Below are 13,699 nucleotides of genomic sequence, written 5' to 3'. Positions count from 1 at the left end.
GGTGAAGTGCGCGGCGCGGGCATCACCGCCAACGTCAACAGCCGCTGCCTGTTCAGCAATGCCAGCGATGGCACGCTCAAGCTCATCGCCAGAAACGGCACGGATGTGGGTCTGGGCAGCAACCTGAAGACCCTCGGCAACTTCTCCATCAGTGGCGACCTCGTCATCTTCCTCGGCACCCTGGTGGATAAACGCAGCGTGCTCTTCGGCTGGGATGCCAATGGTGGCCTGCGCGCGCTGGTGCGCACGGGCCAGAGCCTGACTGCCAACGGAGCCACGAAGGCCGTGAAGAGCTTCAGCATCCTGGAGACCAGCAATGCCTCCTCCGGTCATGGTAAAGACATCAGTGTGGCCCCCACCGGCGAGTCCCTTGTCACCATCAGCGTGACCTTCACCGACGGCACCAGCGGCGTGGTCGTGGGTAGCTTCGATGGCACGAGTGACACCGGCTTCGGTGCCACTTACGGCACCAGCCAGCAGCTCGCGGACACCTACGCCACCGCGCCGGGTGTCATTCCGCTGGCGAAGTGGGGTAGCTTCCGCAGCCCCGGCTTTGACAACACGGGCAGCTACTACGGCTTCATCAGCCAGATGCTGACCAACACGCTGGCGGGAGTCAGCAGCACGAACAACGTCGGTATCTTTGTCGATACCGCGCCCGGCTTGCTCACGCTCCAACTGCGCGAAAACGACGCCGCTCCAGGCACCACGGCGGGAGTCGTGTTCAGCGACTTCAGCGACCTTGTGCTCGGCGGCGGGGACTACGAGTTCCTCGTCAAAGGCGAACTGCGTGGTGCAGGAGTCACCGTCAACGTTAACAACGTCGGCCTGTGGGCACAGCACGCTGTGAACGGCCTCGAACTTGTGGCGAGAGAAGGCAGCGAAGCCCCTGGAGTCACTGGCAGCACCTTTTTGAGGCTGAATCAAATCGCCCTACCTGGCACTGCGCAGCCACTGTTCCAGGCCACCATGACCACCGGAGTCGGTGGAGTGACCACAGCGAATGACACGGGCCTGTGGGTGATCAACGAAAGCGGAGCCGTGAAGCTGGCCGTGCGTGAGGGTGATACCCTCAGCGTGAACGGTACCCCACGGGTCGTGACCGCGATCACCGCGCTGCTGAATGGCACCACCACCGGTGGAGCCCTGGGCCGCCGAGTGTTCCTCGAAGACGGCCAGATGACCCTGCTGCTGACCTTCAGCGGCGGCATCCAGGCGAATGCGAAAGTCGTCGTGCCGTAAGCGCGGAGCGGATCAATCTGACTTCTCAAACTCAAAGCCAGAGGCGTGAGCCTCTGGCTTTTTTGTCGCTACCGGGAGGTGAGAGAAATCATCCTTGCTTACCGGCACGAATGCTTCTTAGCCTAGGGCGTGAAGCGGATTTCGCCGTGGCTCTGGCTTGTCCTGGGGGGTAGCCCAGGTCCAGGCGGAGTCACGCACCTGGACGAACAGCGCCGGGAAGACGATCCAGGCTGAGTTTGGCGGAGTCAGTGCGGGGCAGGTGAGGCTGATGCTCGCGGACGGCAGGCAGTCCGCTGTGCCGCTCGCCAGCCTTTCGGCGGAGGATCAGGCGTGGATTCGCAGTCCGCCTACACCCGCCAGCAATGGCGTCTTCGTCAGCCTCCGCGGCGGCACCAGTAACTCCATCACGAGCGATGGCGAGCTCGTGCAGTATCGCAAAATCGTCGATGTCACCCCAGCACACCGAATGCCGCATATCATCAGGTCGGCACGCAGGGCACCTTTACCTGGACGAGCCATGCTGATGCGCACGACGCCACAGACGATCAGGACAGCGACGGCACCAGCAACCAAGACGAAGCCTCCGCTGGCACAAACCCTCTCGATCACAGCAGCCTATTCGCGATCACCAGCGTCACACGCACCGGCGGCAGCGTGACCGTCACCTTTCCCACCGTCCCGGGCTGCTGCTACCCAGAATCCGCCATCAAACTATGAACTCCATCGTAAGCCAAGACGGTCCCCATCTGTCAGAAAATCCCATCCCAAACCTGCCGACGACGAAGGCGAGACAGCCCGCTAGTGGCGCGTGGGTTACTCCAATTCTGTCATACATGGTGCTGTCAATCTTGCTGTTGAATTCGAAGTTGAGGATGGTCAACAGCCCAACTGAAGCACGCTTCACCTAACTCCTTTCACGCCGCTTTACTACCCACTCGACACAGCCTGCGAGTGACCGTCTTAGCACCAGATTTAAATATGAACTTTTATTCTCAGCAATCCAATCTCCGGTTTCACCTGTCTTTTCAAAGTCGTGAATGCTCTGTTCTATGAAAACGGTTCGTTACTTCTTCACGGCAGCCTTTGCCTACGTCAAAATGAACCTGCTAATTGCGTCGCGGCATCGCGTCTTAATTGCAATGCTTGGCGTCATGTTTCTCTCGTTGGAGGCACAGGCAGCGGAGGTTCAGCACCTCAATACGCAGACGGCATCGGCATCCGGCGCGGGAGCCAGTGGCACACCATCCATTGCGAGTTTCAACATCCCTGCGGGCAAGAACCGCGTTCTCTTCATTTGGGCCGGCTTCGAGCGTGACCATATCTCACCAGCGGATGTCACGGCGGGATATGGTGTCTCTGGTAATACCGCAGGCACTGGCCTCGGCGACAATTACCCAGAGACCCGGATTGGCACGCCACCCGCAACGACATCAAACAACCAGATCACGGCGCGTGTCGTAGGGGCCTCGGGCACGGTTGACAAGAAGAACGCCCTGGTCATCGGAGGCACGCCGAGCGGTGACACCCGGTTCATCAACATCAGCACCTCTCCATCGGGCTCGCCATCCGGTACTGCCTTTTTCAGCGTGGGTAGCTTTCACATTGTTCTGTTCGAGAACGAGATCAAGACGCTGCTCGGGAGCGCAGCCTCGGGCACCGTCGCGATCACGCTGCCTGACGTGGTGAATCCCAGCAATGCCGGTGACGATGCGTTCATCGTGGCCTCCGTTTTTCAGAATGTGGAGCAGGCCGTCACAGCCGTGGTGCGCAATGGAACGGCCACAGCACAAGTAACAACTGGCACTCCTGGCAACGCCTCTCTGGCGCCGGCTGCCTACGATGCTGGTCAGGCCCCAGATGAAGCGGCCGACGGAAAGCTCGTTCTGGGTGCCAACTCGAGCACGGAAGGCTTTGTTACACCAACCGGACACGTAGGCCTTGCCACGGTATCGATCACGAACGCTAACGGGCAATACGACAATTCCAACGGCAACATCAATAATGAGCCAAATGGATTAACCGCTGGAGCTTACTTTCGCAATGGGGGTGCGACTCCCAGCTCACTTTACACCCTGCAGATGGCGGGTGCCGCGGCCACACTCATCTATGGTGGCACCAATGCTTCTTTCCTGTTGGAGTCTGACAATGCGGATACCAGTGATGCTCCGACCTCTTATGGTGAGGCGACACACGCGATTAGCGGTATCAGGCTGGGAGATTCCGTGGATGCTGACTCATCGGCGCTCAACAACTCGACTGCTACAGGCGATGATGTTAACGGCACTGACGACGAAAATGGGGTGACCATTCCGGCATCGCTCTATCGCGGACTGACGCAAACCATTCCAGTGAGCATCCAGAACGCGTCTGGCCGTTTGAACGGATGGATCGACTGGAATGCCGACGGTGATTTCAACGATGCTGGCGAGCAGATCGCGAATGATCAGGCTGTTACTGCCGGGACCGTGAATCTCTCTGTTAGTGTGCCCTCCGGTGCCGTCCTTGGACAGTCGATGGCTCGTTTTCGCGTCAGCACTAACGCAGGTGAATGTAACACCCCCGCTAGCGCCACGGCCTCCGGCGAGGTCGAGGATTATGCTGTGACCCTCGCTGCACCTTCCGGCAATGCTACTCTCTCCGCTCTGAGTCTGAGCGAAGGCACGCTCACGCCCGCCTTCTCCTCTGGCACCAACAGCTACACCGCCAGTGTTCCGAACGCGACCAGCAGCGTCACGGTGACTGCGACAAGGGCGGAGGCGAATGCCACGCTGGCCGTCCAGGTCAATGGTGGTGGCTACAGTGCGCTCACCTCTGGGAGCCCGAGCAGCGCTCTAGCGCTAGTTATCGGCTCAAACACGGTGGACGTCAGAGTCACGGCCCAGGACGGCACCACGACAACGACCTATACCACGACGATCACTCGTCGTTCGAGTGTCGCCACGCTCTCCAGCCTTACCACAAGCACGGGTGCCTTTACGCCGACCTTTGCGAGCGACACCACGAGCTACGCCATGCTGGTGCCGAACACCACCACCGCCCTTACAGTCACCCCGACTGTCACCCAAACTAGTGCGACCGTGACCGTCAATACGGCTTCGGTGTCGTCCGGCAGTCCCAGCGGATTGATTTCCCTCAATGTTGGCTCAAACATCACCACGGTGACAGTCACTGCAGAGGACACGTCCTTTACAACAACCTACACGCTGACGGTCACGCGTGCCGCCCCCTCGCCTACCCTCAGCAGTGTCTCCCCCGCCACTGGCAGCACTGCGGGAGGCACTGGCGTGACCATCACCGGCACAAACTTCACCGGAGCCACCGCCGTGACCATCGGCGGCACGGCGGCGACGATCGGCACCATCACCGCTACGAGCATCACCGCCACCACCGGAGCCCATGCGGCAGGCGTCGTGAACGTCGCCGTCACCACCCCAGGCGGCACCGGAACCGGCTTGAATCTTTACACCTACGTCACGCCCGTCCCCGAGATCGCTGTCTTCGATGGCATTGCACCTCCTGCGGGCGAGCGCACGGACAACGTGGGCACCTTCGACTTCGGCAGTGTGAATACGGGCAGCAGCAGTGCCGCGCAGACCTTCACCATCCAGAACCTCGGCTCCGCGACGGCTGACCTCACGGGTCTGGCCGTCACCAGCACGAACGCCACTGAGTTCACCTTCACCGCACCGCTGGCCGCCACGCTGGCCCCTGGTGCCACGACGACCTTCACCGTGACCTTCAGCCCCTCCGGCACCGGAGCACGCAGCGGGGTGATCAAGATCGCCAGCAATGACACGGACGAGAACCCCTTCGACATCATGCTCACTGGCACGGGCCTGGTTCCCGAGATAGGCATCGCGAACTCGCTGGCGGTGGACATTCCGGATACCGGCAGCCAGGCTTTCGGCACCACGGAAGTCGGGCTGGATCTCTTCCAGACCTTCACGGTCAGCAACTCTGGCACCGGTGCTCTGAGCATCGGTGCGATCACCTTTGATGGTGCTAACCCCAGCGACTTCATCGTCTCCACCGCTCCTGCCCTTTCCTCCGTGCCCGGCCCCGGCAGCACGACTTTCACCGTTCGCTTCCGCCCTTTGGGCACCGGTGCGCGCTCGGCGGTGATGAGCATCGTCAATGATGACGCGGATGAAAACCCCTTCGATATCACCGTCACCGGCACCGGTCTGGCTCCTGAGATCGTCGTCCACGATGGTAGCCACAGCCTGGCTCCTGAGCTGAGCGATGGTCAGGTCATGGTCGTGAGTTTCGGTAGCACCGCTCAAAATGTGGCCAGCGTCCGCAGCTTCCTCGTCCGCAACACCGGGGACGCGCCGCTGGACATCACCACGATCACGGTGCCCGCTGGCTATAACACCAACGGAGCCGCGGTCACAATGGCCCCCGGCACCTCCTACAGCTTCCAGGTGTCTATGGAAAGCGCCACCCCAGCCACCTATGCAGGCAATGTCGTCATCAACAGTGATGACCTCAGCGAGGCCGCCTTTGACTTCCCTGTGACGGGCTCCGTCGTCGCTCCAGGCAGTTCGCCTGTCGTCAATGTGGGTGGTGACATCGCGGTGCAGGGCACCACGGGCAGCGCCGTGCTCGGCGGCCCGGTCGGCTCCACGCTTTACAGCTTCATTGGTTCGCCTGCGCTGAACTCCAGCGGCGTGCTCGCCAGTGCGGTGCAGATCCGCCACAGTGACGCCAGCCTGCACACTGGCGTGATGTCTGGCCAGCCTCTGGTCCTCATCGCCACGGACACGCAAACGGCTCCCAGCCTCCCCGGCGTCACCTACTTCAGCTTCTCGCCTCCGGTCATCAATGAGACCGACCACATCGCCTTCACGGCCGAAGTGCGCGGCGCAGGCATCACCAAGAACGTCAACAGCCGCTGCCTGTTCAGCAATGCCAGCGATGGTGTGATCAAGCTCGTGGCCCAAGTGGGCGCGAGTGTGGGTCTGGGCAGCAATCTGAAGACCCTCGGCAACTTCTCCATCGGTGGAGATCTGGTGATCTTCCTCGGCACGCTGGTGGACAACAGCATTGTGCTCTTCGGTTGGGACGCCAGCACCGGCCTGCGTCCCCTCGTGCGCAAAGGTCAGAGCCTCAGCGCCAACGGAGCCACCAAGACCGTGCAGAGCTTCAGCATCCTGGAGACCAGCAATGCCTCCTCCGGCCACGGCAAGGAACTCAGTGTGGCGCCGACGGGAGAGTCCCTCGTCACCTTCGGCGTCACCTTCACCGATGGCACCAGCGGCGTCGTGGTGGGCAGCTTCGATGGCACCAGCGACACGGGCTTCGGCGCGACCTACGGAGCCAGCCAGCAGCTTGCCGACACCTATGCTGCTCCGGCGGTCATTCCGTTGGCGAAGTGGGGCAGCTTCCGCAGCCCCGGCTTTGACAACACGGGCAGCTACTACGGCTTCATCAGCCAGATGCTGACCAACACGCTGGCCGGAGTCAGCACCACGAACAACGTCGGTGTCTTTGTGGATACCACCCCTGGCGTGCTGACACTGCAACTGCGTGAAAACGACGCAGCCCCCGGCACCAGCGGCCTCGTGTTTAGCGACTTCAGCGACCTCGTGCTCGGCGGCGGAGATTATGAATTCCTCGTCAAAGGCGAAGTGCGTGGCACAGGAGTCGTCACAAACGTCAACAACGTCGGCCTGTGGTCGCAGCACGCCACGAACGGGCTCGAACTCGTCGCTCGGGAAGGCAGCGAAGCCCCCGGAGTCAGCGGCAGCAACTTCCTCCGCTTGAGCCAGGCCGCCCTGCCCGGCACCGCACAGCCGATGTTCCAGGCCACGATGAAGACCGGAGTCGGCGGTGTGACGACAGCCAACGACACGGGCCTGTGGGTGGTGAATGAGAGTGGAGTCGTGAAGCTCGCCGTGCGTGAAGGTGATGTGATCAATGTCGGCGGCACGGACCGAACCGTGACAGCGATCACCGCCCTGCTCAATGGCACGACTACTGGCGGAGCCCTGGGCCGCCGGGCTTTCCTCGCCGATGGGCAGCTTACCCTGCTGCTGACCTTCAGCGGCGGCATCCAGGCGAATGCCAAGGTCGTGGTGCCGTAAGCGCGAATCGAGGATGTGTCTGTCAACCCGGCAGCACTCAAGGGGGTACCCTTCGTCGCTCAGGGGGGTGCCCTCTGGAGGGCTCACCCTTTCGTCATTCGTTATTCGGGCTTCGTCATCCCCCCCTCCCCGACCCCGCGTCACGCGGGAGGTGATCTGGGCGGAGTAGGTGTAACTGCGCAGGCTGCCATTGATGAAGGCGGTCATGCGCACCGTCTGCGGGCCGATGGTGCCGGGAGGGATGAGGAAGTGAGTCGAGAACGTTTATCACTTTTTTAATTCCGTAGGCCCTGCTCGGTCTGCCCCGTTACCCCGAGGGATGATCTGAGCCTCAATTGTGGGAAATGCCGCGGTTGTTGCTCTTTTTCACTTTCATTCCTGCCCGTCATCTGCCAAGGGGCTCAAGTTTCTGTGATCACCTCAAGTTGATTGTGTTGATCAGGTATTTTGTTGTGCCCGAAGGTGATAGCAGATGAAATCAAGTCAGACTCCCGAGACGAAGATGAAAGCATCCACCACTCCCAAGACCGCCCTGCAGGGGCTTATCGCCGCCCTGATCACCCTCAGCCTGCCGCTCCAGGCCGAGCTGACAGCCACCCACCAGGCGGAGCCCACGCTTCCTGCTCTGGGTAAGCCCCAGCAACCCACCCCGCCAGACCAAGTGCCCGAGGGTCTCGCCAAGTCCGACTGGCAGAGCATCCGCGCGGCGTATGAGGCAGGGCGGCACGCATTCCAGCCTGTCGAGGGCGGCTGGCAGGCGCGCAATCCGGGGCAGCAGTGGACCACCACCTTTGACCAGCGCGGTTTTGTCGCCCAGCCACAGGGCGGCGGGTGGACGTGGGGCCTGGAACTCCAGAGTTACGGCTTCGGAGAGCGTCAGCAACGAGTCAAGGGCACGCCCGAGGTGAAAGCTGAGGGCCAGCGCCTCAGCTACCAGTGGGATTCCGCCGTCCAGGAGTGGTTCGTCAATGACCAGCGCGGCCTGGAGCACGGCTTCACCATCGCCGAGCGTCCCGTCTCCCGCCTCCCCGTCTCCCAGTCTCCTCTTCTGAGCTTTACTCTCACCACCCGTGGTGGCCTCCAGCCGAAAGTTGCCGCCGACAGCGTGCTGTTCCAGGACGCCTCCGGCACCACGGTGCTGAACTACACCGGCCTGAAGGTCTGGGATGCGGATGGCAGGGTGCTGCCTTCCCATTTTGAGCCAGCGGGGCCGCAGAGCTTCCGCCTCCTGGTGGACGAACGCAGTGCCCGCTACCCCATCACGATCGACCCCATCGCCCAGCAGGCCTATCTGAAGGCGAGCAATACGGAGACCTTTGATAGCTTTGCTCGGGCCATCGCTGTGGATGCAGACACGGTGGTCGTCGGGGCGCCTTTCGAGGACAGCAATGCCACTGGAGTGAATGGAAATCAGGCGGACAACAGCTCCATCGCAGCGGGCGCGGCCTATGTCTTCACCCGAACTGCGGGTGTGTGGACACAGCAGGCTTACCTGAAAGCCAGCAACACGGGAAACGACGATTCCTTTGGAAACGCTGTGGCCATCTCTGGGGACACCATCGTCGTGGGCGCGAACGGAGAGAGCAGCAACGCCACGGGTGTGGGCGGAAATCAGACGGACAACTCCGCCTTCTTTTCAGGTGCTGTTTATGTCTTCACCCGGAGTGCAGGGGTGTGGAGCCAGCAGGCGTATGTGAAAGCCAGCAATACGGGATTCGGTGACGGCTTTGGCACGGCGGTGGACCTGTCAGGAGATACCATGATCGTGGGTGCGCGCTTTGAAGCCAGCAATGCCACCGGAGTGAACGGCAATCAGGCAGATAACAGCGCCAGCAACGCAGGTGCCGCCTATGTCTTCACCCGCAGCGCAGGAGTCTGGAGCCAGCAGGCCTACCTGAAAGCCAGCAATACCGATGCGGAAGATTTCTTTGCCTACACAGTGTCTGTGTCTGGAGATACTGTGGTGGTCGGCGCATACGGTGAATCGAGCAGTGCCACGGGAGTGGGCGGAAATGAGGCGGATAACAGCGCCCTTAGCGCAGGTGCCGCGTATGTCTTCACGCGCAGCGCAGGTGTCTGGAGCCAGCAGGCTTATCTAAAAGCTAGCAACGCGGAGGCAGACGACCAATTTGCCCGATCTGTGGCGGTCTCAGGAGACACGCTGATCGTCGGCGCACACCGTGAAGATAGCAGTGCCACGGGAGTGGGTGGGAATCAGGCAGACAACACCGGCTTCAACAATGGCGCGGCTTATGTCTTTACCCGCAGCGCAGGAGTCTGGAGCCAGCAGGCTTACCTGAAAGGCAGCAATACAGGTTTCGTGGACAGCTTTGGACTCAACGTGGCCATCTCGGGGGATAGGCTGGTCGTCGCGGCTCAAGGAGAAGACAGCAGCGCCACCGGGGTAGGCGGCAATCAGGCGGACGACAGCATGGAAAGCGCCGGTGCGGCCTATGTCTTCAGCCGCAACGCGGGGGTGTGGAGCCAGCAGAGCTATCTCAAGGCCAGCAACACGGGAGTTGAAGACGCCTTTGGGGCGGCCCTGGACATCTCAGGCACCACCATCGTCGTCGGTGCGACCTTGGAGGACAGCGCCGCCACTGGCGTGGGTGGCAATCAGGCAGACAACAGCGCTGACCAAGCTGGTGCCGCGTACATCTTCGACAGCAACGACCCGGAGATCGCCGTGAGTGGCAATGGCACCCCGATCGCCACCGGTGACACCTTTCCTAGTGCCACGGATGACACGGACTTCGCCAGCCACTATGTCACCGGCGGCACCGTGGTGCGCACCTTCACCCTGCAAAACACGGGCGCTGCTACCCTGAACGTGTCCGGCATCACCGCAGGGGGAGACTTCACCGTCGGCGGCATCAGCCTCCCAGCCACGGTGAATGCAGGCTCCAGCACGACCTTCACCGTCACCTTTGACCCCAGCACCTCTGGCCTGCGCACGGCCACCGTGAGCATCGCCAGTGATGATGCGGATGAGAACCCCTACACCTTTGCCATCCAAGGCGCGGGCATCCCCGGATCGCCACCTGCAGGAGTGAGCCAGAGCGGCATCACCATCTCCAGCCTCGGCGGAGTCTTGGACTTTCCCTACACCGTTCAGGCAGGCATCGACCGCCTCCTGGTGGTGACCGCCAGTGGTCAGGAGGCCACAGACGTCTCTGCCGTGACTTGGAATGGTCAGGCGCTGACCCGGCGTGTGCTGCGGACCGATGGCACGCGGGTGGACAGCATCTGGACCCTGACGCTCGGCACCAGCGGCGGGTCCACGGCATCGACGATAGTGATCGCGACGAATGGCGCGCCATTCAGCGGCAATTTAATTACCGGTTCGACTTTCACCGGGGTGCATCAGACCGCTCCCGTGAGTGTCACGAATTCCGCCGCATCCGACTCCGGTGTCGGGGGCTTTACCGGCAGCTCCAGCCTCAGCCTGACCAGCTCTGCGGGAGATTTGCTCTTTGACTTGTTCGATGCCTTCCACACCAACCCGCTACATAATCACGTCGTCACTCCCGGCGCATCTCAGACTGTCCTCGATGATCGATTGGGTGGCTACGGCGCAGGATCGAACAACTTCAAAATCTCCACAAAACCCGGTCCAGCCACCGCGATGAGCTGGAGCTCAAACTCGACGGCCTTCGTCCATGTGGGCATGAACATCGTGGCAGCCGCGGCGGCACCCCTCAACGCCGCCCCCACGGACATCACACTCACGCCTTCCGCCATCGCGGAAAACAACGCCGCCAATGCCACGGTGGGCACACTCACCGCCACGGATGCGGATGTGGGCCAGACGCACACCTTCAGCCTCGTCAGCGGCGCAGGTGACACGGACAACGGCAGCTTCACCATCGTGGGCAGTGACTTGAAACTCACTCCAGTAGCAGATTTTGAAACGAAGAGCAGCTACAGCGTCCGCGTGCAGGCCGATGACGGCAATGGCGGCACCTTTGCCGAGGCGCTCACAGTAACAATCACCGATGTGAATGAATCACCGACCATAGCGGGTGATTCAGTCCAGCTTGCCTATGAAACCGTGAACCCGACGCGCTCGGCGAACAACATCGTTTACTCCGTGAACAACGCCGCCGCTCTGGCCAGCGCCACCTTCAGCCGTGTGCGCTACCGCATGGAGTTGACCGTGGCGGGCACACCGCGTTATGCCGAAACGACCTTTGATGCCTGGTCTGGACTGACCGTGGCTGGTTTGAAGGTGCCAGATGAGATCACCCCGCTCGCCATCCAGCGTAACGTGACGAACATGACCGTGGACTCGAACTACCCCGGCGTCGTCAACGCAACAGCTCAGACTGGACGGTTGGAGATCTGGCCTAGCAACTACAATCAATCTGCCTCCGGTGGCGTTGGAGGCAGTAGTAGCACCTTTGATTTTGATGACGGTGGGTTCGGCACGAACGTGGGCCATGGCAGCTTCCAGGTTCACAACCTCTCATCAGGACCTCCCCAGACCGTTTTCGCCTGGAACAGCCATGGGCAAATCAATCCTGAAACCGGCTTTGGCAACCAACCCACAGGTAACCCAGACTGGACGTTTGCCTCTTTGGGCACCGCGGGCTGGAAGCTGCAGATTTCGATCATAACACCGAACGTGCCTTCCTCGTTTGCTCTAACTGAAGACGTGACTGGCAACCTGCTTTTCTCCGGAACGCCTTTCGCCGATGACAGCGCCTCCCTTACCGTAACGCTGTCTGTGGCGGACGGCACCCTCATTGGCAATGTCGGCACAGGCATCGTCGTTGGTGGCACAGCCACAGCACGCACCTTCACGGGCAGCGTGGCCGACCTGAATGCCTACTTCACCACGGCTGGTAAGGTCACCTACCTTGGTGCGTTGAACAACGACACCGCCCGGGCGCTAACGATCGCCATTTCCGACGGCACCAACACCATTAGCCAGGGTGCCACGATCAACTTTACCCCTGTGAACGACGCCCCCTTCATCACCAGTGACGGCGGCGGGGCCACGGGCTCCATCAGCATCGTTGAAAACGGCACCGCCGTGACCACCGTGACTGCCGCGGATGTGGATGCAGGCCAGACGCTGACCTACAGCAAGTCCGGCACTGACGCCGCTTTGTTCACCATCGTGCCCAGCACCGGCGTGCTCACTTTCACCACCGCGCCGAACTTTGAAGCACCTGCTGATGCCGGCGGCAACAACGTCTATGACGTCACCGTCACGGTCACGGACAATGGCTCTCCAAACCTGACCGACTCACAGGCGCTGAGCATCACGGTCACGGATGTGAATGAAGCGCCAACAGTCATCGGCGTGGCCGGCAAGCCCAGTGGCTTGGCAGCCTGGTGGAAGGCCGATGGCAACGCCAACGACTCCAGTGCGAACCTCAACCACGGCACCGCGCAGAACGGAGCTGGCTTCACCACGGGGCGTTCGGGCCAAGCGTTTTCCCTCAATGGCACGAATCAGTTCATCCAAGCGCCCCACACGGCTAGCTTGAGCTTCAGCTCCAGCTTCACCGTGGAAAGCTGGGTGTATCTGACCAACCGGAGCAATCACTACATGCTCGTCACCAAGACTTCCAATGGCTTACCTGGCAATTACGAGGTGCGCATCTCACACGGTTCCGGCTTGATTGACCTGGGGCTTTTGTCGCCCGGTTTCTTTCTCGCCAGTTCCAATGCCGCTGTGCCGCTCAATCAGTGGGCACACGTGGCTGTGGTGTTTACTGCGGGCACAGGTGTGCAGTTTTACATCAACGGTGCCGCTGCCGGTTCCACCTCCCTGACGGGGTTGCCCACGGTCAACTCTGATCCGGTGCGCATCGGTGCACGCGCGGATGGCTTCTTCTTGCAAGGCCAGATCGATGACCTCGCGCTCTACAACCGCGCCCTAAACAGCACGGAGATCGCCGCGGTATCCTCCGTCTCCCCCGGCTTGCCTACCGGAAGCTTGAGCTTGGCAGAGAACGCCGCTGCCGGCACCTCCGCAGGCACACTCGCCAGTTTGGATCCAGACTCGGGCGACGCCCTCACCTATTCCCTGGTGTCTGGCACGGGCGACTCGGACAACGCCAGCTTCACCATCGACGGCACCCAGGTGCGCAGCAACGCCGTGTTCGACTTCGAGACGAAGCCCAGCTACAGCGTCCGCGTGCGTGCCACCGACGCAGGTGGTTTGTTCACCGAGGAAGCCCTCACCATCGCCATCACCAACGTCAACGAGCTGCCGAGCTTCGTGAAGGGCGCGGATCAGCTCCTGCCTTACAACACCAGCAGCGCGCAGACCGCCGCAGGCTGGGCCACCGCCATGAACGATGGTGACAGCACGGTGACGCAGGCGCTGACCTTCAATATCAGCAGCAACAGCAACGCCG

4 protein-coding genes are annotated in these 13,699 nt (G+C 61.4%); all 4 read left to right on the top strand.

The features are described 5' to 3' along the window. A partial coding sequence (locus AC6FTP_RS21990) for a DUF7453 family protein (protein WP_497209059.1) occupies window positions 1-1,242 on the top strand: 1,242 nt, incomplete at its 5' end. 157 nt (window positions 1,243-1,399) lie between these two features. Beyond that, a complete protein-coding gene (locus AC6FTP_RS21985; RefSeq protein WP_497209058.1) occupies window positions 1,400-1,900 on the top strand; it encodes an SHD1 domain-containing protein in 501 nt (166 codons plus the stop codon). Between the two features lie 391 nt (window positions 1,901-2,291). Beyond that, window positions 2,292-7,328: a beta strand repeat-containing protein gene (locus AC6FTP_RS21980; protein ID WP_497209057.1), complete on the top strand. Its 5,037-nt coding sequence runs from the start codon at window positions 2,292-2,294 to the stop codon at window positions 7,326-7,328. A gap of 502 nt (window positions 7,329-7,830) precedes the next feature. After that, window positions 7,831-13,699: LamG-like jellyroll fold domain-containing protein (locus AC6FTP_RS21975; protein ID WP_497209056.1), on the top strand; the 5,869-nt coding region annotated here is incomplete at its 3' end.

This window comes from Prosthecobacter sp. (assembly GCF_044378005.1).
GTDB lineage: Bacteria > Verrucomicrobiota > Verrucomicrobiia > Verrucomicrobiales > Verrucomicrobiaceae > Prosthecobacter.
This window is presented reverse-complemented; position numbering and strand designations above follow the sequence as displayed.